Raw genomic sequence first — 24,183 nt, forward strand, 5'->3', positions numbered from 1 at the left:
AATTGTAAAGAAAATCTAATGAATAAGACAATTCTCTTGAGTGCTATACTTTTTGCAATGCTCGCTTGTAAGGAGTCGGAGATCGTGGATTTTGGTTTTGAATATTTCCCAATTACAGAAGGTGCCTTTTCAGAATATGAAGTGTTAGAGGTTTTTCATGATGTAGATGTAAGTCCCCAGCACGATTCTAGTCGGTATATTTTAAAGACTAAAATAGGAGAAGAGGTTCTCGATAATTCAGGAAGGCTTGTAAACAAATTTTTTCAATACAGATATGATATTTCAACTGGAGAATTACTAGACCAACGTGTCTGGACATTAGTTAGAGATGGTGGTAGAGGAGAGGTCGTTGAAGAGAATCAGCGATTAATCAAAATGGTGTTTGCTGTTAAAAATGATCAAGAATGGGATGTTAATGCCTTTAATTCACTACCTAGTCAAGAAGTTTTTCTCTCAAATGTAGGAGAGAGTAGGTCAATTGAAGGTTTTCCATTTGAAGAAACAGCAATAGTCAATTACGATGACTTTTTCTCTTTGGTTGACTATCGGAAAAAGCGCGAAGTGTATGCCAAAGGTGTGGGTTTAGTGGAGAGAAGTTTTAAAGATTTCACAATTCAAAATTTTGACACTACTGATATTCGGAAAGGTACAGAAGTGCATTATCGATTGATCAATTACGGGGTAGAGTAGGTTTTTTATTCCTCTGCACTAGGTAGCTTGAAAATGAAATTGATAATTAGGTTTTTCACTTTTTCTTCTGTGGAAATCGATTGGTATAGCTGTGAATATCGATTAATGGAGGGAGTCGCTTTATAAAAAGTGATTGTATTGTGAAATATTATTTGCTTATTTTGATTGATTAGCTTATATTTGCACACCATAAAAAAAAATGGGAATGATTTTTTAACAGAAATGTGAAATAAAATCTTTTAAACTTTGGCTAATTAAGAAAATTTATATTTCTTTGCAGCCGCTTTTGTAATTAGCATAAACTATTTTAAATATGTCACGAGTTTGTCAGTTAACAGGGAAAAGAGTAATGGTTGGGAACAATGTTTCTCACTCCAACCAGAAAACAAAACGTAAGTTTTACCCTAATTTAGTAAAGAAGAAGTTTTTTCTTCCTGAAGAGAAAGAGTTTATAACCCTTCGAGTTTCAACGTCAGCGTTGCGTACTATCAATAAAAATGGTATTACAGCATGTGTTAAAGAAGCAAGAGCGAAAGGATATTTAAAATAGTCAATAACTGAGTGTTATTAACTAGGAAAAAATAATAAGATGGCAAAAAAAGGAAATAGAGTTCAAGTTATACTAGAGTGTACAGAACATAAGGAGTCAGGTAAACCTGGGACTTCAAGATATATTAGTACGAAGAATAGAAAGAATACGCCTGAGCGTTTGGAGTTAAAGAAATTTAATCCTATTCTTAAGAAGATGACAATTCACAAAGAAATTAAATAGTTGAGTTATGGCAAAGAAATCAGTAGCATCTATTCAGACTGGAGGTGGTAAAGCCCACACGAAAGTAATCAAGATGGTGAAAAACGAAAGAGGATCTTACTCATTCAATGAGCAGATCGTTTTAAACGAGGAGGTTAAAGATTGGTTCGCAAAAGGCAAATAATCTTAGTTTTCGTAGTTTAAACAAATATTAATAATTAGCTTCTTGCCTCTGGTAGGGAGCTTTTCTTTTTTTATACAATATGGCATTATTTGGATTGTTTGGAAAGGATAAAAAGAAAAAACTTGACCAAGGTTTAGAAAAAACCAAAGAAAGTTTTTTATCCAAAATCACGCGAACTGTTGTTGGTAAATCTAAGGTGGACGATGAAGTCTTAGATGAGCTTGAGGAGGTTTTAATTACTTCTGATGTAGGCGTTAAAACTACTATCAAGATTATTGAGCGTATTGAAGAGCGAGTTGGAAGAGAAAAGTATGTGAATACTTCTGAACTACAGGGAATTCTTCGAAGTGAAATAGCTGCACTTTTAGAGGAAAATAATACCAGTGATATTGATTATGAAATTCCAACACACCCAGAAAATAACCCTCATGTAATTATGGTGGTTGGTGTTAATGGAGTGGGTAAAACCACCACAATTGGAAAACTGGCATATCAATTTAAGGATATGGGTAAAAAGGTTGTTCTGGGAGCAGCTGATACATTCCGTGCGGCTGCGGTAGACCAACTTATTATATGGTCTGAACGCGTAGGTGTAAAGATAGTGGAGCAAGGAATGCAGGCAGATCCGGCTTCCGTAGCCTTCGAAACACTGCAGGTTGCGAAAGCGCAAGGAGCGGATGTTGTTATTATTGACACTGCTGGCCGACTGCACAATAAGGTTAATTTAATGAATGAGCTTACCAAAATTAAACGTGTCATGGAAAAGGTTGTTCCTGGCGCTCCTCATGAAATTTTATTGGTTTTGGATGGTTCAACTGGTCAAAATGCTTATGAGCAAGCCAAGCAATTCTCTCTTGCCACTGAAATCAACGCATTGGCGATCACCAAACTTGATGGTACCGCCAAAGGTGGCGTTGTGATTGGTATCTCCGACCAAATGAAAATTCCAGTTAAATACATTGGAGTGGGTGAACAAATGATGGATTTACAGCCTTTCAACAAAAAAGCATTTGTGGATTCTTTATTTGGAGAATAGCCAACAAATTCTAGGGTATATTCAATTATACTTTATTACTTTGCAGAAATTAAATTTCAAAAAATAAAACAGAAAATTATATATGAAAAAATTGTTTTTTATTCCGTTAATCACCCTCTTTGTAGCGTGTACTTCTGATCCCAAAGATGCATCTGAAATTGATTTAGATGATTTTAAAGAAAGAATTTCCTATGCGCTTGGAGCAGATATGGGGACCAATTTCACAAATGTGCCTGAGGAAATATTTAATATGTTAGACAAAAAAGAACTCGAGAATGGCTTCTATGAGTTTCTGACTAAAGAGAATTTAAAAACAACTGATTGTATTGGTATTTTGGAAGCAGCGTTATCAAGCCCTTCTGGAATTGATACATCGAAGTACCAAATGAGTGAAATTTCTCATTGTTATGGTTCTATCTTTGGTGAAATGATGAGAAATTCTCTTATCTCTAAAGATGCAATGGGAGAAATTAATCCGGAGATTGCGCGCATCGGTTTTGCGAATTCTTTAACAAAAACAGATACTTTAATTCCTGTGGAGGAACGTCAGCAAATGATTATGAATTTCAATAATGACCTTAATAATTTTGCAGGTGAGGAGTTCATGATTAAAATGTCGAAAGAACATAAACACGATGTTAAGGAAGAAGGCTATATCTTAATTGAAAATGAAGAGGGGAGTGAGACGCCAATTGATTTGTCTGGAGAATATAATATTGTTTATACCATGACGAATATTGCTGGAGATACGATTATTTCAACATTAAAAGATCCAAAACTATCTGATGAAGAAAACGCGCAAGTAGTAAACGCAGATGATATTGTCTTTCCTGAAGCTTGGAAATTAGCCGCGAAAAATATGAAGGTAGGTGCTGAATACACAATCCATACTTCTCATGAATTGGCATACGGCGAAGAGGGGTTAAGGTCTCCAAATTCACCAAACTATGTGATTCAACCATTTTCTGCAATCACTATTTATTCAAAAGTACTATCTCAAGGAGAGCGTTTTGGAGAGGTGAAAGCGAATGGACAAAAAGTGATTGAGCAAGCCAAAATGCGACCAAATACAAAAGTTGATACTTCAGGTTATATTCTTACAACTCTAGAGGAGGGGAAAGGACCTAAAGTACAAAAGGGTGATGACGTGCAAGCGCATTACATTCTTAGTAATTCCAAAGGTGAAGTCATTGAGAATAGTTACATGGCTTCGTCTCAAAACAATCAGCCAGCACCATCTTTTTCTCTCAACGGTGTAGTATTGGGATGGCAATATGCTATTCCTGAAATGCGTGAAGGTGGCCGTTATAAATTGGTTTTACCTTATTACCTAGCATATGGTGAACAAGGTAATCAAAGTATTCAACCTTACGAAACGTTGACTTTTGAAATCGAAGTAATTAAGTCTGGAGCGGAAGGAACATTGGTTCAATCACGCCAACCGCAACAACAGCAGCAGTTTTCTGAAGAGCAAATGAGACAACTTCAAGAGCAATTACAGCAACAGCAGCAACAACAACAATAAAATATACTGAAGTGTTCAATACTTCAAAGGCTATAATAGAAAAGGTTCGTCTTCCATTAGGGAAAGGCGAACCTTTTTCTTTTGATGTAAAGAGAGATGATCTAATAGACCCTATAGTTTCTGGCAATAAATGGAGAAAATTAAAGTACAATTTACTTACAGCGTCAAATAGAAAGAATAAGGGGATACTAACTTTTGGTGGTCCTTATTCAAACCATTTGGTGGCCACTGCTAAAGCGGCTTCACAATTCAGAGTAGGCGCGATAGGTATTGTTCGTGGTGATGAATTGAATGCATACAGTAATCCAACACTAAAGGCTTGCACTGATTTAGGGATGAAGCTGATATTTGTTTCTCGCTCAAATTATCGGAGAAAAGATGAGCCAACTTTTCTTAAGCAATTACATGAAGATTACCCAAATTATTTTTTCGTACCGGAAGGTGGTAAAAATTATTACGGTGTTATTGGATGTCAGGAAATTTTGCAAGAAACCAGTAATGATTATGATCATGTTTATTTGGCCGGTGGTACGGGAACAACGGGTGCTGGTTTGGTTTTGGGGGCAACTCAAAAGTCCAGAATTAATGTAGTTTCTGCTTTAAAAGGAAGTTTTATTCAGGATGATATAAACGCTCTTCTTCACATGGTATTGAACGAGGAAGAGATGGTTGAGGAATACAAAGAGCGCTTAATCGTGCATAATGACGCCCATTTTGGCGGGTATGGGAAGGTGCCCCAAGAATTAATAACTTATATAAACTCTATTTATGAATCGACGGGTTTAAAGTTAGATCCAATTTATACGGCAAAAGCGATGTATCAGATGGAACAGGACTTTAGGAATAAAATTATTCAACCCAATGAAAAAGTGTTATTCGTGCATACAGGAGGGCTTCAAGGCGCATTGTCTTGGAAGGAAAGCCTGGGTTATCTAAAAGATGATTGACACCAATAGAAAAGAGGCTAGCTTTTTGGCTAACCTCTATCTTGCTAAACTATACTACAAAAACTATCCTACGTTTATAAACTATGATAGTTTGAGGTGTAGGAACCCCATGTCATTATAGACTTTTGCTTGATTTAGGTGAGGCATGTCTTATAATTTCTTTTTTGAGTTTCGTTTCATAATTATAGTTCAAATGTAGTGCATTATATTCTGTTAAATGCAGAATTTTAAGCTTTTATGATTGTTAGTTATCCAGTGGTTGGTTTCGATTGGTGAATATACGTTTTAGAGGGGTGAGTGGTGTTTTAAGCGAATTAACGGAGCAAAGTTGTTTTTTCCAGCTAAAAAATATGGTTTTACCGAGGTGAATACTGTCTTTTAGGGGACAAATAATTGGAGCTAAAGGAAATACAGAATCAGGTTTTCAATTTTTTAGTTTAGTCGATTAATATTGGCTCTATAATATAATTCTTTAGGGGGTTACCCGCTATCATACCAGTTCTACACAATAGGGTTAAACAGTAAGTTGTTAGTGAGCATTAAATGGGGAGTCCCAATGAATAAAAACTTAAATGTTAAGCGCAAAAAAAGACCATTTCTAGTGAAATGGTCTTTCAATATTCATTAAAAACTACTTAACTAGTCTTCTAAAATTGTGATTTTTTCAATTTTATCACCAACCTTAATTTGGTCAATAACATCTAATCCTTCAGTAACGATACCAAAACAAGTATGGTTTCTGTCTAAGTGCGCTGTGTTGTTTCTACTGTGACAAACAAAAAATTGTGAACCACCAGTATTTCTTCCAGCATGAGCCATAGATAAAACTCCTCTTTCATGGTGTTGGTTTTCTCCATCTAATTCACAATCGATAGAATAACCTGGTCCGCCTGTTCCTGTCCCTTTTGGACATCCTCCTTGAATTACAAAGTCAGGAAGAACCCTGTGCCATGTTAAACCGTCATAAAACCCTTCTTTTGATAATTTCACGAAATTCTCTACTGTTTTAGGAGCATCTTTGTCGTAAAAATCAACTTTCATTTCACCACGATTTGTCTTTATAATACCTTTCATAATCTTCAAATTTTTGAGCAAAGATAAGGAATCATCTACTATATTCTAAATTATTGAAGATCATTTGTGAGTGCTTTATACTTTTTTGTAATATATGTATGTTTTATACCAAGGACTGACTTTCTGCTCTATGAACAAGCCTTCCTATTTACTTGTAAAAATGAAAGGAAATTGCTCGTGAACACTGTAAAATGTAACATGTGTTGTGGGCTACAGTAAAATTCTCAGTAGAACAATTAATTTTAAAAGATTTAATTTGGTGACCCATTGCATTCTAGATCGAGCTCAAATAATATGCTTTTAATATGCTTTGAATTTTAATTTTCTACACGTTTTTTTAGTGTTAGAATAGGCATTACAATAATGTCATAGAAATAGATTCATTTCGAAACATTATCGTTATATCTTTGTCACTATATAAAGTTAGACGATACAGTTTTATTATGAAAAGAATTACAGTTAACCGAAGAGAAACATCATATTTTAGTGCTTTAGCTAATCAAATAAATGACAATCAAAATGCGATTTCAAAATACATTCAAGCTCCTTTCAACTTAGAAAATTTCGAATCGCAAATTGCTTTAAAAAGTGCGAGTTATTCCACAGCACAGCGATCCTTGCTGCATACTGTTTTGACGCAACAAATGACTCCATACAAGAACTACAACAAAGTAGCTCAAAATTTGGAGTTGCTTAAAGACAAAAACACATTTACTATCACCTCTGGTCATCAATTAAACTTATTTGGCGGTCCATTATATGTGATTTATAAAATAATGGACGCTATTCGCTTGTCGGAAAAGTTAGCAGAGAAATATCCAGATCAAAATTTTGTGCCGTTGTTCTGGTTGGCAACAGAAGATCATGATTTTGCAGAAATCAACCACTTGGAATTATTTCATGATAAAATTTCTTGGGAAAGCCAGCAAGAAGGTCCTGTGGGTCGATTTTCACTGGAAGGTATGGATGGTGTCAAAACTGAAATCTTAGCAAAGTTTGAGAATAACCCTGATTTTGCTGAGTTTTTGGATCAATTTTATACAAAAGGGAATTTAGCTGAGGCGACCACAGAGTTGATGATGCGCCTTTTTGGTGAATATGGATTAATTGTTTTAGATGCCGATAATTCAGATTTAAAAGCAACATTTTCGCCTTTAATGAAAAAGGAATTGGAGTCAAACTTTTCAGAAAAAGAGGTTTTAAAGACGACCGAAAAATTGGAAGAGGATGGTTTTCATGGTCAAGCAATGGCACGTCCGGTAAATTTGTTCTACATCAAGGACCAATTAAGAGAAAGAATTATTCCAACAGAAAATGGTGATTTCGAAATTGGAGAAAAAACGATTTCAAAAGAAGATTTGCTTAAAGAGTTGGAAGCATATCCAGCGCGTTTTTCTCCAAATGTAGTTCTGCGCCCTTTATATCAGGAATTTATTTTGCCCAACCTTTGTTATTTAGGTGGAGGAGGAGAAATGGCGTATTGGCTTCAGTTTAAAGGAATGTTTGATCAGACTGATGTTCCGTTTCCTATAATAAAAGTGCGAAATTCTGTTCAATGGTTTGACAAATCGACCAATAAAAAGATTGAAAAGCTAAATCTTGACTACAAGGATGTTTTTGAATCTATTCATGAGGTAAAAAAGCAATATGTTTTGGACCATGCGGAGGTGGAGTTAGATTTTTCCGCCTTGGAAGAAAAGTCAGCAGCGTTAATGGAGGAATTACAGCTTTTAATTTCCTCACTTGATAAAGGGTTGGCGGCCTACGGAAAAAGTGAATCCACGAAAGTTCAAAAGCAGGTGGATGGGGTGAAGCAAAAATTGATTCGCCATTCGAAGAAGAAAAACGAGGATGCAATGAAGCAAATCGATGGTATTTATAAACGTTTGTTTCCTTATAATGGTTTACAAGAAAGGTCTGAAAATATGATTCCTTACTTGGGTAAATATGGACCAAAGGAGTTTGTTGGGATGGTTTATGATTTGATTGATTCGGAAGAAAATGATCTGATTTTAGTCATTGAAGAATAAAAGAATTTAAGTGAACGGTTGAATTGACGGAGATCAATTCAACCGTAACTCCAAGTTTTTTTCACGTCTTAAAGCTGAAAGTACTATTTCAATTTCAAATCTAAGACAATTTCCTCGTCCCAATCGTAGCAAGTTTCTTCACAGTTTTCATAAGATTCACTTCTTAATTTTTCACTATCAACGACCAGAATGTAATCATTGCCATCTTTATATTTTGCGGTTACAGAATATCTTTCGCCTTCTGGCATTAAATAGTAAACTGTATTTTCTGTAGTGAAAAACGTGTCATACAATTCACCATCATCAATATAACCTTTATACAATTTGACTTCGATGGCTTCAGAGTTGGGGTTATTCGATAACTCGACCTTTATGTATAGTTCGTCAGGCTTTTGCGTGTAACAGATCTGGTCAGGATCGCAAATATCGTTATTGCTTTTTCCGCATGATGTATTTAGCGTTATGAAAAACAAGAGTATTAAAGAATGTTTGAGTTGCCTTTTCATGGTGTTTGATCTTTATTGATGAACATACTGAGTTTTAGATTAATTGTATGCGGATCAGCGTATGGATTTTGGTTAAAATATAAATAACCTAAATTCAAACGACTAATTTTTGAAAACTGCCAGGACAATCCGGCTCCAGGTGTAAGTGATAAGGTTTTATTTCGGTTTTCTTTTAGTCCCTTGTAGGTACCATAGAAATATCCAAATTTCATCATGGCGTAAAGCCCAATTTTACTGGAATTCATAAAGTGAATAAAGTAAAATCGCTTTTCTAGGTCGATAGAAAACTGTAGTACTTTTTCTTGTACTTGGTAAAATAAATTTTCATCCTCCTCAAAGACCACTTTTTTGTAGTAAGGCCTAAAACTACCATTGAAAGTTGCACTAAAATCGTATCCTAACTCCTCTAAGCCTAAACCAAAATCAAATAGAAAATCTTCATGATTAAAAAATGTTCCTAAATTAATTCCAAAATTGGGTTGGAAATAACTACCGGCTAAAGGGTTTGTTAAAATGGGTTGACCAGTAGATTTAAATGAATTGACCAATAAAAAACATAGGGTCAAGAGAGTCAAAAGTGCTTTGCGGTAATGGGGTGGAATCATATCAATAGTGTTTGTATTATGGTTTCTTTTACAAAAATAGAAAAAAGAATTTTATTGGTGATTTACAAATAGCATTCCATTTCCTAGTAGACTATGTTTTACTGAGTACTAGGTAAGTTTAAAAACTAGAAATGTTATTTATTGGAATTTTAAATAAGGAAGGTTCAGAATTGAAGTTCACTTTCCATCTGATCGGATTAAACCATTCCTCTTTCCTTCTTGATGTTTTCATAGGCTTCGTTTATTCTTTGGAACTTTTCCTTGGCTCCTTTTTGATATTCCTCTCCCATGGTGGCTACTTTATCTGGGTGATAGCGAATGGCCATTTTTCGGTATGCTTTTTTGATTTCAGCGTCTTCTGCATCTTTCGTTGTTCCTAAAACTTTGTAATCGCTTTCTGTATCCCGTTGGAACATGTTTTGAACGCTGGTAAAGTCCATGTTTGGAATTCCCATCATTGAGGCAATACGTTGTAAGACTTGCATTTCAGCGGCGGAAACTGTGCCATCTGCTTTTGCTATTCCGAATAAATAATGCAGCAATTGGACACGCACTTCTGGTTGGGTTCTTGTGCGTACATCATTGCAAATTTCTTGAATTGGTAAAGCTTGAGGTTGATCTAAAAAAGTTTTGAGGGTTTGTAAATGTGAGGTGGTAAATTGATTTCCAAATTGCTGTTGTAAAAATGCTTTTACGTATTCTAACTCAGATTTCATGACTCTATCATCCGCTTTCATTACTGCTGCAGATAGCGCCAATAACATGGTTGGGAAATCGTAGCGTTGTGTTTGACGTTGGTAGAAATCAAAAATGTCTTGAGATGAACGGAAGTTTTGTTGTCTTCCCTGTCCACCCTGCTGACTTTCATTAAGAAAACTGGCTGCACGAGCAAAATTATCGATAAATGTTCCAAAAATAAACCCTAGAAAGGCTCCATACAAACGAAATCCGGTAAGGTAAAACCCTAATCCTGCTCCAATCCACTTAAAATATCCTGTCATAACACTAAAAAAAGGAGCGGGAAATTATGCCCGCTCCTCTGAAATTTATACTAATTCTATACTTCTATTCACGAAGTTTGTTAAATCTTCACCTTTCAACATGCCTTGTGCAAGCATTGCTAAATCGGTAAGTTGTTTTGCTTTTTGAGCTTGTTCCTCACCTTTGGCTGCTAAAATACTTGAAATTTTTGGATGATTGCTATTTACAATCATATTGTAAGTTTCTGGGAAAGCTCCAAAAAATCCTGCGCCTCCCATTGCTTGTTGCTCTTTCATTCTTCTAATGAATTCTGGTTGAGTCACAACAATTGGAGCTTCACTTTCCGACATACTTTCAAATTGAACCTTGAACTTGTCTTTGTTTACTGTTGCTTCAAATACAGGTTGTAATTCTTTTTGCTCATCTTCACTTAATTTAGAAGGAATATTTTCGTCTTTCTGAATTAATTTGTCCAAGGTATCCGCATCTACTCTGGCGAAAGTAACATTCTCTAAAGAGGATTCCATTTTTTGAACCCAGTGTGCTGCAAGAGGTCCTTGTAATTCAATTACCTTGTAGCCTCTGTCGTTTGCAGCTTTTACAAAACTGTATTGCTCCTCTTTATCGTTGGTGTAAAGGAAAACAGTTTTACCGTCTTTATCCGTTTGTGTTGCTTTAACTTCTTCCTTGAATTCTTCAGGAGTATAGAATTTTCCATCTGTGCTCTCCATCAAGTGGAAGGCTTTTGCTCTATCTGCGAATTTATCATCAGACAACATTCCGTATTCAGAGAATATGCGCAAATCTCCCCATTTTTCCTCGAAATCTTTACGGTCTTTCTTGAACATTTCTTTCAGTTTATCAGAAACTTTTTTCGAAATGTGAGCACTAATTTTCTTAACGTTGCTATCACTTTGTAAATATGAACGCGAAACGTTTAGGGGAATGTCTGGTGAATCAATTACACCATGTAAAAGTGTTAAAAACTCAGGTACAATTTCCTCAACGCTATCTGTAATAAATACTTGGTTAGAGTATAATTGAATTTTATTCTTTTGAACTTCAACGTTTTCCTTAATCTTAGGGAAATATAAAATCCCAGTAAGGTTAAATGGATAATCTACATTTAAGTGAATGTGGAATAATGGATCTTCAATTGTAGAAGGGTACAACTCTCTGTAAAATTGAGCATAATCTTCTTTCTCTAATTCAGCTGGCATTTTTGTCCATGCTGGAGAAGGATTGTTGATTTGATCTGGAACTTCATTAGAAATTTTCTTAATGTTTCCTTCTTCATCTTTTTCTCCCTTAGGATCATCAATTTGCTCTGTACGCGTTCCAAAAATAACTGGAACAGGTAAGAATTTACAATATTTGTTCAAGATTCCGCCAATTCTAGCTTCTTCTAAAAACTCTGCAGATTCTTCATTGATGTGTAATATGATATCTGTTCCTCGTGTTGCTTTTTCAGCATCTTGAATCGTGTATTCTGTTGTTCCATTACTTTCCCATCTTACTGCGGTAGCGTCTTCATATCTTCCCAATGTAAGGATTTCTACTTTTTCTGCTACCATGAAAGCAGAGTAAAAACCTAAACCAAAGTGTCCAATAATAGACTCTTTGTTATCAGATTCTTTATATTTCTGAACGAATTCTTCCGCTCCAGAGAACGCGATTTGGTTGATGTATTTATCAATTTCATCGGCTGTCATTCCAATACCATTATCTCTAATGGTTAAAGTTTTAGCCGCTTTATCTAAAATTACTTCAACTTTTAATTCACCAACTTCTTTATCATATTCTCCATTTTTGGATAAAACTTTTAGTTTCTGAGATGCATCTACAGCATTCGAAACCAACTCACGTAAAAATATCTCGTGATCTGAGTACAAAAACTTCTTGATAATCGGAAATATATTTTCCGTCTCTACATTAATATGACCTTTTTTCATTTTATTTTAATTTTTTGTTGACGAATGTGAATAGTCAATCTTTGTGCCAGTGGAGTAGGACTGTCAAAATGTCGCGCAATGGTTTTGTTTTCGAAGCATAATTCTCCCAGCGACGGCGAGATTATTCTTGTGGTAGTCTGAATCCTTTCGATAACCAACCTAAAAACTAAAAATAAGTTCAAATAGTTTCTTCCACTAATTCCTTTGAATTCCTGTTCCACCGCTATAATCAATAGGGCTGTTTTGCGGGTAATCTTTTGACCGAAAAACTAATGCTGGATTTACAGTTGGATTAACACCAGTTGATTTAGTGAAAATTATTTACTCTCGAAGATGTTTGGACTTATGATTATGAAAGGAGTTTTTTGTTTGGAAACCAAGCTACCACGAGAAGCTGCGCTAAATCTCGCGGTAGCTTTGGGAAAGTCCTGATAAATGCGTGGTTTTTGTGACACTGAATAGTAATCAACCAAATTAAATTCGAAATGCACGCTCATAATCAAAGCGTAACACACCAAAATAATCTTTCAAAAATAATGTATTAAAACGTTTTCCCCATACGTTCGGCAAGCTCAGTAGGGCTAAGGAAATCCGGATCCGTCAACATGGTATTATTCATTCTTGTCTGTTTTTTTTTATTTGTATTCATGAGTACTTCGTAGTTCAGCGTTGGCCTATCGGCACGCCGAATACTTAGTTATTGTGCGTTCGTATTTTATTATTTAGAACAGTTTATCAAATGATTTACCGTTAAACCTGTAAACTCCTCCATTTGCCATTCCAAAAAGTAAATTATTACTATTGTCTTTATAGATAGTCCAAATCATTGATTTAGATAATTCGCTGTCAATGGTATAGTTTGTCAAAGTATTACCGTCATATTTCCAAGCGCCTGAATCCCTATCTCCAAACCAAATGTTGCCTTCTGAATCTTCTTCAATGGCAAAAACGGATTGTAATCCTGTATTTTTATCTAATTGTTGTGATTTAATGTTCGCTTCAAATTGATTCAATGGAATTAGTTTTCCTTGTTCTTTTGAGAAATGGGTTATGTTATCTTCTTCTTTAAGTATTACACCAATTCCATTATTCCCAATCCAAATTCGACCTTTTGAATCTGCCAAGACACTTCTGATATGTAAAACTTCATTGTCTTTAAGTTTTAGATTTTTATGGTCATAAAGATTTATCATTTTGCCATTGTAATTGAACAATGCTGAATAAGTTGCAATCCAAACTTTACCGTCTCTATCTTTTGAGATACCTGTAACCCCATAAGATTTATTCGGATTATCATTTTTAGGTTTTGGAAAAATTAGATAGTTCATATTCATCCCATCAAAACGGTTTATTCCATCTTCTTCTCCCGCATAAAACCATAAGTTCCCAGTAGTAGTATTCCAGTCTGACTTTGGAGCATTAAACTCAGTCGAATAACTTGTGAATTTACCTTCGTTATAGCTACTCACACCTTTTGCCGTTACAATCCAAATTATTCCGGTTTTATCTTCTTGAATTGAACGGATTTGATTGTCTTGTAAACCGTTATTAGTTGTAAAGTATTTAAATATTTTTCCATCATAATTACATACTCCTTCATTATGACTTCCAAGCCAATAGTTACCCTTACTGTCTTGGAAGATTGCACGTATTCCCGAAGTAAATTTTAAGGTGTCGGTTTGTGAGGTGTTTGCCAATTCTGGCTTAATTACTTCCTTTTCCGTTGGCTTGTTATCTACACAAGAAAAGTTTATAGTCAATATGAGTATTAGGTAAATCAATTCTTTTTTTTTGCTCATTTTGGATTTTACTATATGACGCACAACGTGTCGCAGCTAAGAGACGTGGGGCTTTTCGAGGCGATTTCCTGTCCGCCCGTGACAAAAGTAGCCACGAAGAACGAAACTCGCGGAAACCACTGTCCGCCCCATGTTTTCTTAGGTGCTGTTGTGGTGCGTTTACTTTATTCATCGATATTTTTTAGAATAACCTGTTTTTTAAATTCACTGGATAAATCTTTTAGAATTGAAGGAAATTTATCAATTTCACTATCTAGTTTTTGATAAGCTTTGAAATTTTCATTAGTCAGGTCTTGTTGAATTTTATGAGCGTTTAAATCCCAAAGTGACACTTCACCCAATTGTTTTGGATTTGTATGATACATTTTGACAAAAGACATATATGCACTATGCGAGTTGTTTAATACATCAATGATTTTTTGAATGAGTTCATCTGGTAAGTATAAAGTGCATAGCTTCCTGCTAATATCAGCTTTTTTATAAAGCTCATTAAAACTGCTTTTGTTCTTTCTAAAATCTTCTTCATTCTCTGCCCAAAACATATTTTCTCTAATAAAGTCTTGTAGTTTAATAAGGTCGAGCACTAACTCTTCAATTTTCTGAAATCTCATCTTAGTTAGTTCAGCTAGGCTGATTTGATACGAGATGTTATTTTTAGCTAATTCAGCTTTTAGGTTTTCAACCTTGACAGTCAATTGTTCTGAAATTTTTGATTTATAATCCGCGATTAGGGTTCTAAATTCTTGCTTTACACTTTCTTGTGTTCTAGTGAGCTCTTCAGCTGTAATAATTTTAGCATTTTGTTTCCCTAGTTCCTTCATTAAGGATTTATAGAAAATAAAATATGAAACTATTAGAAATAAAATTATTTCAATGATTATCTCAATTGTTGTTTCCATTTTTTATGTTTTGATATTCTTTGCTATCTAACAGGAAGTCAACAAATGTCATTGTCGCATTTACTGCTAATCTAGCATGGTGTTTTAATGTTTTAAACTTATTAGCATGTCTGTCCCCTGAATTATTACTAAGTCCTGATAATCCACTTGTGATTGAATCTAATCCTGATAGAATTTGAATTACTGTAGGCGGCAATACATGAGGGTCAATAGTAAGGTTCAAAATCTTCTTAACTTGCTTATATAAGTTGTCAAGCTTTCCGTCATTTTTAATTTCTTTCCCTTCATGCTGTTCAATTATTTCTATCATGACAGCTTCTGCTAAACTCCGTGCATTAGTTATCGCACCATTAAAATCGCCTTGATCAATTTTTGTATGACACTTCGTTATTTGCTCTTGAATAAACTCATGATTAAGACCTTTTACAGTCTCAGGCTCAACGACTATTCCTTTTGAATCATGTACTTTATAAAATTCTCCAACTTTTTTAAGCTCAAAACCTTCATAGCGCAGATAGTCATTAATGGGTTTAATAATTGCGTCAAGTTCTTCGGGATCTGCTCCCGCTTCGATTAAATCTCTTGGGTCAACTGAATTTTCAATTATTAGTTTTAATCCTTGTGTTCCGTTGAATTGTCTGACTTTTTCTTCCGTGTATTTCCATCTACTTGGAAAACCTTCTTCATATCTATCATCTGCTCCGAACTCAACAAAAAAATCAACCAATTGAGGACCTGTTTTATATGGAAGGATTTTATTATCCCCACATAAAGTCTTTCCTAAAAATTTAATAGTTCGTTCAGATACTTTCATTTATGTTCGTGTCTTTTTTAATGCACCACAACGGATCGCAAATAGGCACAGGCGGCTAGTACGTGTGAACGTTTGCCGCTTGGGCTTATTTGCTGTTGTGTGCAGTACTATTTCCCAATCATTATGTATGTTCCGATGAATAGCCCTGAGAAGTCTAAGTTTATCGGGTATTCGTTAAAAATAACCCACTCATTATCTAATCTATCTCGAACCGTTTTTGTTACAAAATATTGATAGCCTAATTTGATGCCAATTGAAGAGAACAGGCTGCTTTTTGAAAAATAATAACCTATGTCAATAAAAGCTTGCCCTTGAAAGTCCATACTTTCAAAAAACTCATAATAAGACGCTAAAGGGAATGATTTAGACCTCATATCAGAAATGACCTTTGAGTAAGCAACACCACCATTTAAACCAACACCTAATTTTAAGTTTTGTAGAAACTTACTATTTTTTTGATCTAACTTTAATAAAGTATTTAAGAAAAGTGTGGAGTTTATTCCAAAAGAAATAGCTTGTGTTTTTAATTCATAATTCCTTTCGTGTTGGGCAATAACGTTACCAAAATCATCTGTTTCTATGAATTTCGGGGTTGAACTTTGACTTCCATATTGGTAGGAAGAAAACAAACCGACATTAAAATATTTGGAAGGTCTATAATTTATTGATAAATCAAACTTCTGACCTTTTTCTAATTTCTTATCAAGTATTTTTGGGTTGGATTGCGAAGTAACCGAATCAATAAAAAACCGATTTAAATTTTCCATTGAATATTTGTTTAATCCATATCCAAATTCAAAAGATAATTTTTCTGTCTCAAATTGCGAGAATAATGCTGGAGATATTAAAATACAGATTATTAAAATTTTTAGCTTCATGGTTCTAAGTTTATTTTGGTTTCCTCTAATGTATTCAAGTCAATAAGATATATTGATGAGTTTTCGATTATTGCTCCTGTTGGGTTTGAATCGTTATCTAATTCAAGATGACTATCTACTCGTTCACCGATTAAATATTTCCCATCTGGTGATGCCGAAATAGACTCATACCTTTTGGTATCGCAAAAAGGTATGAGTAGCTCAACATTTGAGTTGTTTACTCCTATTTTATACAACCCTCCATCCGGATACCCAATAGAAACATACACATATTCTTCGTTATTCGACCAGCAAAGACCTGATACGCTAGGATAATCAAATGCTTGGTTCATGTTAACAATACTTGTAAAGGAGAGTGACTCCTCGTCAAGCGATGCGGTTGCTAAATATGGACTATTACTATTGTTAATATGAACCAATGACAATAATTTATTATTAAAAGAAATTGCATTGTATCTGAGATATCCATTATATACATCACCAGACTCTGAAAGTGTGTCAGGGATAAGTGTATTTAAATTTTGAGATAAAAAATAATATGGAATTCCAAGGTTAGGTGAATATGCCCAATATAATTCATCACCTGTCTCATTCCAAACGGGATAAAGGTTATGGACATTATCAGTAAACTGAGTTAAACTATCTCCATTGTCTTTTACAATAAAGATATGTTCAGAATATGCAGGAGTATGCGTATAAGCAATCCAACCACTACTTCCCCATTTTGGCTGACCACCAATCTTCCCACTCTCTGTAATCAACGTCTTTTGTTGTGTTTGAATGTTATATTTTATTAATTGAAATAGGTTTTGCTCATAATCCCTAAAATGATAAATAAACTCATTACTGTTATTGGGATTAAAATGTGGTGCTTTAAATTGAGGTCTATCTATTGTAAAGTAAGTTTGAAAGGGTAAATTTTTAGCAAAAGGCTTGCAATCTGAAGATTCTAAAACAGGAGGAACAGGCTTGTCTTTTCGACAAGCCATAGTTCCTAATGCAATAAGAATATATATAATTACTTTAATATTCATATTGATTATTTTTTAATGATTTTTTTGGATATTATCTCTTTTCCAATGTTTAGGTTACAGATATATATTCCTTTAGATAAATGCGATACACTTACAGTCAAGGACTGTTTTCCATTGGATTGGTTTTCCATTACGTGTGTAGCAATTTGTCTACCAGTTGCATCTAAAATCTCTAGGCGAACATCTGTATTTTCTGATAAGTTATAATCAATTGTGATTTGGTCATCACTTGGATTTGGATAAATATTGACTCCACTTTCCAAGTTTTCCTCATCTACGTTCGCTGTTGAGTTTGGATCTTTAACATACAATGAATAACTTGTTTTCAACTGGCTCGGAGGTGCTGGAATCCATTTATTAATTGATTGTCCTATACTGTTGTGTAATATATGCCAGCAAAAAGTTGTTGTTGAAACCGAAACTACATTTTGATTTATTGTTGGTGAATGATTAAAGTATTTGTCACCTGTAATTGGATTTGCTGCAGAAACCCCTATACTTGAACTATACCTTTTCCAAGTATCAATTGCTGTTTGGCCTACAGGCAAAATGTCAATAAAACTATATGTTACTTGATATCTATCAGCAGTATAATAACCTGCGGCTACACCATTTGTATTATTTGATACAATCACATTTAAACCTGCTGCAGTAGTCTGAAGTGGTGAAGACTGACCTCCTCCGTGAAACACATAATAATCTGGAAATGCAAGTTTCTTGAGAGATAAATCAGCGTTAACACGTCCATAGCCTACTTCCTGATTATAACCTGAATATGGTGTTGTAGCGAAGTTTTCTAAAAAGTACTCTACATCTTCAGGAGCAAGACCATTTGGATAGCCATTATTACTGCTGTGTTCGCTTTGAAACAGAGCTGTTACACCAGCAACATGTGGGGCAGCAAAAGAAGTACCATCTCCATTATATGCATAACCTGAGTTATTATTATGGTCTAATGTCGCATATATGTCATTGGTTCCTGGTGCGATAACATCCAAACTATTTCCAAAAGTAGAGAAATCGGCTCTACCACCTGTAAGCCCCTCATTTGCTCCTACTTTTAATACCCATGTATCATTAAATGTGGCTGGATAATTAACGGTTTGGTCGTAATCATTACCGCTTGCAACGACAATAACACAGCTTTCTTCATAAGCCGCCTCTATTGCATTTTTTAATATGTTTGAGTTCTGAGTAGTTCCCCAACTATGATTTTGGATATCTAATCCATAACCATAATTCGAATTCGGGTTGTGCATGGCTCCTTCAATAATTGCTGATGATATATTACTCATTGTTATGAAAGATGTACCTCCATTATTTATTTTTTGTGAAAATAGTTGTACTCCTGTATTACTATTCTGAACATCACCTCCAGCTATGCCTGCAATACCGATGTTATTATTCCTCAAAGCTCCAATGATTCCAGCAACAGCTGTTCCGTGACCATCTGAATCAGGTGTTGGTTGGTTTTGAGGACTTGTATTATTGAAGTAGTCCCATCCACCAACTATTTTTGTACCAGTCCAAGTTCCGTCCCCAAAATCTTCATGTCGCCAATTGATACCTGAATCAAAAACTCCTACCTTAATTGATTGTTGTCCGACTTGTTTATCCCAAGCAGCTTCAACCTCAATACCATGGTTAGAATTATAAAGTCCTGTTTGTTCGGAGAGGTATAAATTATCATTTGGTTGATTGAATAATTCACCAACATAATTTAATTCAGCAAAATGCACAATAGGGTAAATAGTACTTAAACTATCAATAACCACCGTTTCATTCTCGTTTTTAGGTATGAATACAGACAAGGTAGCCCAAAAATCGTCTATTCTATGTGTTTCACCCAATCTGGTAACAGAAATACTATCTGCTGTGGTCATCCCACGGAAAATCTTGTAAGTATCTAGTCTACTCCAATCAAATCCTGTTTTTTCATTAAGTTTATTTAAAACATCTTTTTTTACGAAATCTTGCAGCATCCCTGCAACAAAACTTTTTCTATCAATTGAAGAATATTTAATTGCTGAGGTGTCAAAGCGAACAATTAGTTCATTTGCATTATTGATTCCGTTCGACAAGTCTATTGATTTTTCATGTACGGTATATTTTACAGTAATATTCTCAAACTCATTTCCATTTATTTGTGATTGACCAGCTACTATAATATTACCATCTAAATCAATTCCGATATTTGTCGGTGTATCATTTAAACCCGAATCCCCATCAAATATGATTTCATTAAATAACTCACCATTTTCATCGTAACCTAGTGTCACAAAATTAGAATTACCAGCTTCTATGGAGCTACCAGTAACGAAAACCTTATTGTTATCTTTAATAACAAGATTAACAGCTTCATCATCTTCATTATTCTTTCCATTGTATTCTCTAGACCAATCTAAAGTTCCGTAGGAATCAAATTTTAATAAGGAGTAATTTTTCCCTTCATTTTGGGTAGTAACAAATCCAGATACATAAACGTTACCTTGATTGTCTACTTTTATTCCTTTACCTATGTCTTCGTCTCCATCACCATCATAGGTTTTTTCCCAGATTAGATTGAGATTATCATCTAATTTATAAACAGTTATATCATAATCAGTTGAAGTGTTTTTCTTCGTTCCAGCAATATAATAGTTGCCATTAGCGTCAACAGTCATGTCGTAAACTTCGCTAACTCCACCTGTTACACTTTGACCAGTTCTAAAATCGTTTATAAATTGACCATTCGGTTCAAGTTGAATGGTCGCCATCTCCCAGACAGCTGGATTTTCAGATATTTGGCTTCCCCCAGAGACGATTATTTCCTGAGTATTTGAAACTTTTATTTTAGCAGGAACATCATCGAATCCATCATAATCGTAGCGTTGTGCCCAAACCTCATTACCATTACCAGCTTCTAATTTAATTACAACATAATCAGAATTAGTGTTATTACCAGCACTACTTCCTGTAACGAATAAAAAATCATCATTTCCTGTGATTGCAGTTCCCGCATCATAAGGCAATGGAGCGCCACCATAGTTATAAAAATAGTCCCATTGTTTAACACCATTACTGTTAAACTTCACAACAGCTAAATCATAATGATTTTGTGCATTTTCAGCTACAGCTCCTGTTACATAAACGTTGTAATTATCATCAACGAATAGATCAGCAGCCATGTCGTCTTGATTTAATGCACCGCTATAAGTGGTTTGCCACAAGAGATGACCAGCAAAATTAAACTTTTGAATCATCATGTCTAATTTGTTGGTATTAGGGTTCAGTGAAGCGCCAGCTACATAAACATTACGTAAATTGTCTGTCTTAGTAACTAAAGTAGAAAATATTGGCGTTTGAATTTTCCCACCTGGCCCACTCCAGTATTCGGAAAGCATTGTTTGATTGTTTTGAGCAAATGCCGTGAAATTAACAAGCATTGTAATTACACTCAAAATCAATATTTTATTTAAGTTTTTCATAATTGTATTTTTTAAATTTATAAAATTATTTAGTGATTTTAGACTAAAATAGGTTGTTTCTTTTCAAAAACCAGTCATGGCGGTATCTTTATTCTATTGGTTAAAAAGAATTTAAAGGTTATTAATATTTTGTTTAAACCGTTCATAATAGTGGCATGTAGTGTATTGCACACAACAGGTGGCTATACGCAATTGCGCATATTCCAATTGTATATTTTATTCCAAATATAACATTGATCTCAACACAAGCCCCAATTACAACAAGCATTTTCAATTGATTACAGAAAGAATACAAATATTTAATCAACTTTATAGTGGTATAATTATGCGGATAATATACGTTTAATTATACCCTTAAAGCTTAGATCCGGAGCCCAATCTTTCCACCCCGACGAAGACCGGTAGCTTTATGCAGTGATTTTTGTTGTAAACAAGCTAATTTGTAGAGCGACCTTGTGAAGCTCCTGCAAATAGTATTGTTTGCCAAAAAGTACAAATAAACTATAGGTCGCAGGCTGAAAAGGTGGCCAAAAAAGAAAACTAAATAGCTGGCATCCCATTCCAAACAAATTCCCAATTTCCTTTCTCCAAATCTTCTATTCACAAAAGATATGATTATTTTCGCATTCAATTGAAATTGAAGAAAAATGTCGAAAAAGCGTCCGTTAATTTTAATAACAAATGATGATGGAATTCAGGCCAAAGGAATTCGAAGCTTGATTGAAGCGGTTGAGCCTTTTGGAGATATCGTGATTGTTGCACCAGATAAACCGCAATCGGGAATGGGGCATGCCATAACGGTAAACGATGTTTTGAGATTGGATCCGTCGCCCTTGTATGAGCAATATGACGCCTATACTTGTACTGGAACACCTGTGGATTGTGTAAAGTTGGCTATCGCTGAGGTAATTAAAGGAAAGCCAGACTTGTTGGTTTCAGGAATTAATCATGGAGAGAATAGTGCTTCGAATGTATTGTATTCTGGAACGATGTCGGCAGCGGTGGAGGGTGCCATGGAAGATATTCCTTCTATTGGATTTTCACTTTTAGATTTTGATGCAGATGCAGATTTTTCGGCTTCTCAATGGGCGGTTAAAGAAGTGGTTAAACGTGCTTTAAATGGTGATTTCCCAAAAAGTATTTGTTTGAATGTGAATATTCCACAGTTGAAAACGGAAGAAATTAAAGGAATTAGAGTTTGTAGACAAGCAAAGGCTTACTGGAAAGATAGTTTTGATAAGCGTTATGACCAATTTGGAAAGCCTTATTTCTGGCTAAAAGGTGAATTTAATCGTGACGATTGGAGAGAAGATACCGATATTTGGGCTTTGGATAATGGATACGTAAGTGTGGTTCCAACGCAATTTGATATGACGGCTTATCATACGATTAGCGAAATCGCGGAATGGGAATTTTAGTTTTAAACCAAGCATACAATAATCATATTCGGGGATCATGGGAGCAATGGATAAATTAGGAAAAAAGTTAGACAGTCGTTTAATGGGTGTTGTTTTTGGCATTGCTTTAACGATTATTGGTTTTGTTGTTTTTTGGCAATGGAAATACAGTGACCGCTCTTTTAGTCAGCTTTACACCTTAATTTCTGCGAGTGAAAATCATAGAAATGACCTTCTTGTTTTTTCACTAATACCGAACTTGTTGTTATTTTATTTTACCAATTTTCAATGGCGCTGGGATCGTTTTACAACTGGATTGGTTGGTGTAACGATTATTCTAACGGTTGTTGTTGCCGCATTAATTTTACTGTGAAAAAACTATATATCATAACAGGTGAGGCTTCGGGTGATTTGCATGCTGCGAATTTGATGAAAGCTATTCTTCAACAAGACGAAAAAGTTGATTTTCGTTATTGGGGTGGAGACAATATGTCGGCTGTTGTTGGCGAGCCCGTAAAGCACATTTCGGAATTGGCTTTTATGGGCTTCATAGAAGTGGTTGCGAACCTAAGAACCATCTTAACGAATATCAAATTTTGTAAGAAAGATATTCTAAAATATAAGCCTGATGCTTTGGTTTTGGTGGATTATCCAGGATTCAATTTAAGAATTGCAAAATGGGCGAAGGCGCAAGGCATTCCCGTTATTTATTACATCTCTCCGCAAATTTGGGCTTGGAAACAGAACCGTGTACACACAATTAAGAAGGTGGTGGATAAAATGTTGGTTATTCTTCCTTTTGAAAAAGAGTTTTATGGCAAATTTGGGATGGAGGTTACTTTCGTTGGACATCCTTTGCTGGATGCAGTGGAGCAGTTCCGTGCTAAAACGGATAAGGTAGATTTATATGCGAAACACCAACTAGATAAACGACCTGTAATAGCGCTTTTACCTGGAAGTAGAAAGCAAGAAATTAATACGAAATTGCCAATAATGTTGAACAGCTTGTCGGCTTTTGAAGATTATCAGTTTGTCATTGCAGGCGCTCCAGCATTGCCCGCTTCGTTTTATGAGCCGTTTTTGAAACACTCAAAAAATGTGCATTTAATTCACGGAGAAACCTACGATTTATTGTCAATTGCAACTGCGGCTTTGGTAACTTCTGGAACGGCCACTTTAGAAACAGCTTTGTTTGAGGTTCCTGAAGTGGTTTGCTACAAAGGTTCTTCGATTTCTTATCACATTGCAAAACGCTTAATTAAAGTTGATTACATTAGTTTAGTCAATTTAATTCTTCAAAAAGAAGCCGTTAAAGAATTAATTCAACATGAGTGCAATGCAAAGAATATAGAGCAGGAGTTAAAGTTGATTTTACCAGGAGCAGAGAAGCATGACGAAATGAAGAAAGATTATGCAGAATTGCTGAAAATTCTCGGTGAGGGTGGAGCTAGTGTAATTGCTGCGCAGGAGGTGCTGAAGGTAATTGAGAATTAACAATTTACTGAATGTATCGCGACTAGCTTGCATAAAACATCTCTTTTCCATTGTTAATTGTTCATTGTTTTTTCAATTATTAATTATCCATTATTAATTATGAATTAATTTAGCCGCATG

22 protein-coding genes are annotated in these 24,183 nt (G+C 34.9%); 11 read left to right on the forward strand and 11 right to left on the reverse strand.

Translation table 11 applies throughout. The annotated features are described in order from the left end of the window. Positions 1-18: 18 nt before the first annotated feature. The 7 genes from DIT68_RS14335 (at position 19) to DIT68_RS14365 (ending at position 5,133) form a co-directional block, all read left to right on the forward strand. Complete coding sequence (locus DIT68_RS14335) at positions 19-690, forward strand: hypothetical protein (protein ID WP_146194237.1); 672 nt, start codon at positions 19-21, stop codon at positions 688-690. 313 nt (positions 691-1,003) lie between these two features. Beyond that, positions 1,004-1,240 (forward strand): 50S ribosomal protein L28, encoded by a 237-nt coding sequence (gene rpmB / locus DIT68_RS14340; protein ID WP_109360511.1) that lies wholly within the window; start codon positions 1,004-1,006, stop codon positions 1,238-1,240. A gap of 39 nt (positions 1,241-1,279) precedes the next feature. Next, positions 1,280-1,462 carry a 50S ribosomal protein L33 gene (gene rpmG / locus DIT68_RS14345; RefSeq protein WP_107039912.1) on the forward strand — a complete coding sequence of 61 codons (183 nt, stop codon included), beginning with the start codon at positions 1,280-1,282 and terminating at the stop codon, positions 1,460-1,462. A 7-nt stretch (positions 1,463-1,469) separates the two neighbouring features. Beyond that, positions 1,470-1,625, forward strand: coding sequence for a DUF4295 domain-containing protein (locus tag DIT68_RS14350; RefSeq protein WP_109360512.1), 156 nt, complete (start codon positions 1,470-1,472; stop codon positions 1,623-1,625). A gap of 79 nt (positions 1,626-1,704) precedes the next feature. Then, positions 1,705-2,661 (forward strand): signal recognition particle-docking protein FtsY, encoded by a 957-nt coding sequence (gene ftsY / locus DIT68_RS14355; RefSeq protein ID WP_109360513.1) that lies wholly within the window; start codon positions 1,705-1,707, stop codon positions 2,659-2,661. Between the two features lie 82 nt (positions 2,662-2,743). Next, on the forward strand, positions 2,744-4,186 hold the full coding sequence (locus DIT68_RS14360; RefSeq protein ID WP_109360514.1) for an FKBP-type peptidyl-prolyl cis-trans isomerase: 1,443 nt from the start codon (positions 2,744-2,746) through the stop codon (positions 4,184-4,186). A gap of 11 nt (positions 4,187-4,197) precedes the next feature. After that, on the forward strand, positions 4,198-5,133 hold the full coding sequence (locus DIT68_RS14365; protein WP_158276200.1) for a 1-aminocyclopropane-1-carboxylate deaminase/D-cysteine desulfhydrase: 936 nt from the start codon (positions 4,198-4,200) through the stop codon (positions 5,131-5,133). Positions 5,134-5,772: 639 nt separating this feature from the next. On the opposite strand, the gene DIT68_RS14370 is transcribed toward DIT68_RS14365, so the two are convergent. Then, a complete protein-coding gene (locus DIT68_RS14370) occupies positions 5,773-6,207 on the reverse strand; it encodes a peptidylprolyl isomerase (RefSeq protein ID WP_109360516.1) in 435 nt (144 codons plus the stop codon). A 443-nt stretch (positions 6,208-6,650) separates the two neighbouring features. Here DIT68_RS14370 and bshC point away from each other — a divergent pair, with 443 nt between their 5' ends. After that, positions 6,651-8,237, forward strand: a complete 1,587-nt coding sequence (gene bshC / locus DIT68_RS14375) for a bacillithiol biosynthesis cysteine-adding enzyme BshC (protein WP_109360517.1) — start codon at positions 6,651-6,653, stop codon at positions 8,235-8,237. A gap of 83 nt (positions 8,238-8,320) precedes the next feature. Here the strand turns inward: bshC and DIT68_RS14380 are convergent, their stop codons facing one another. The 10 genes from DIT68_RS14380 to DIT68_RS14435 all read right to left on the reverse strand — a co-directional run bounded on the left by DIT68_RS14380 (position 8,321) and on the right by DIT68_RS14435 (position 21,172). After that, positions 8,321-8,743 (reverse strand): hypothetical protein, encoded by a 423-nt coding sequence (locus DIT68_RS14380; RefSeq protein WP_109360518.1) that lies wholly within the window; start codon positions 8,741-8,743, stop codon positions 8,321-8,323. After that, positions 8,740-9,348: a hypothetical protein gene (locus DIT68_RS14385; protein WP_109360519.1), complete on the reverse strand. Its 609-nt coding sequence runs from the start codon at positions 9,346-9,348 to the stop codon at positions 8,740-8,742. The genes DIT68_RS14380 and DIT68_RS14385 overlap by 4 nt, the downstream gene beginning before the upstream one ends. Before the next feature lie 197 nt (positions 9,349-9,545). Further along, complete coding sequence (locus DIT68_RS14390; RefSeq protein WP_109360520.1) at positions 9,546-10,349, reverse strand: TerB family tellurite resistance protein; 804 nt, start codon at positions 10,347-10,349, stop codon at positions 9,546-9,548. 45 nt (positions 10,350-10,394) lie between these two features. Continuing rightward, the gene (gene htpG, locus DIT68_RS14395; protein ID WP_109360521.1) at positions 10,395-12,281 is read right to left on the reverse strand and encodes a molecular chaperone HtpG; all 1,887 of its coding nucleotides are present in this window, start codon (positions 12,279-12,281) and stop codon (positions 10,395-10,397) included. Positions 12,282-13,003: 722 nt separating this feature from the next. Continuing rightward, positions 13,004-14,080, reverse strand: a complete 1,077-nt coding sequence (locus tag DIT68_RS14410; protein WP_109360524.1) for a ligand-binding sensor domain-containing protein — start codon at positions 14,078-14,080, stop codon at positions 13,004-13,006. Between the two features lie 164 nt (positions 14,081-14,244). After that, positions 14,245-14,979, reverse strand: a complete 735-nt coding sequence (locus tag DIT68_RS14415) for a hypothetical protein (protein WP_109360525.1) — start codon at positions 14,977-14,979, stop codon at positions 14,245-14,247. Further along, entirely contained in the window at positions 14,963-15,793 is an 831-nt protein-coding gene (locus DIT68_RS14420) for an abortive infection family protein (RefSeq protein ID WP_109360526.1), read from the reverse strand. The genes DIT68_RS14415 and DIT68_RS14420 overlap by 17 nt, the downstream gene beginning before the upstream one ends. A gap of 107 nt (positions 15,794-15,900) precedes the next feature. Further along, positions 15,901-16,560, reverse strand: coding sequence for a hypothetical protein (locus DIT68_RS14425; protein WP_146194238.1), 660 nt, complete (start codon positions 16,558-16,560; stop codon positions 15,901-15,903). Positions 16,561-16,667: 107 nt separating this feature from the next. Beyond that, a complete protein-coding gene (locus DIT68_RS14430) occupies positions 16,668-17,705 on the reverse strand; it encodes a TolB-like translocation protein (RefSeq protein ID WP_146194239.1) in 1,038 nt (345 codons plus the stop codon). 5 nt (positions 17,706-17,710) lie between these two features. Then, positions 17,711-21,172: a S8 family serine peptidase gene (locus tag DIT68_RS14435; protein ID WP_109360529.1), complete on the reverse strand. Its 3,462-nt coding sequence runs from the start codon at positions 21,170-21,172 to the stop codon at positions 17,711-17,713. A gap of 647 nt (positions 21,173-21,819) precedes the next feature. On the opposite strand from DIT68_RS14435, the gene surE reads away from it, so the two are divergent. The 3 genes from surE to lpxB are packed head-to-tail and all read left to right on the forward strand — an operon-like array spanning position 21,820 to position 24,063. Continuing rightward, a complete protein-coding gene (surE, locus tag DIT68_RS14440) occupies positions 21,820-22,590 on the forward strand; it encodes a 5'/3'-nucleotidase SurE (protein WP_109360530.1) in 771 nt (256 codons plus the stop codon). A gap of 37 nt (positions 22,591-22,627) precedes the next feature. Beyond that, positions 22,628-22,942, forward strand: coding sequence for a hypothetical protein (locus tag DIT68_RS14445; RefSeq protein WP_109360531.1), 315 nt, complete (start codon positions 22,628-22,630; stop codon positions 22,940-22,942). Continuing rightward, entirely contained in the window at positions 22,939-24,063 is a 1,125-nt protein-coding gene (gene lpxB / locus DIT68_RS14450; RefSeq protein WP_255411178.1) for a lipid-A-disaccharide synthase, read from the forward strand. Before DIT68_RS14445 ends, lpxB begins: the two co-directional genes overlap by 4 nt. Positions 24,064-24,183: the final 120 nt, after the last annotated feature.

Origin of the sequence: Brumimicrobium oceani, from assembly GCF_003143775.1 — a bacterium.
In the GTDB taxonomy this organism is placed as follows: domain Bacteria; phylum Bacteroidota; class Bacteroidia; order Flavobacteriales_D; family Crocinitomicaceae; genus Brumimicrobium; species Brumimicrobium oceani.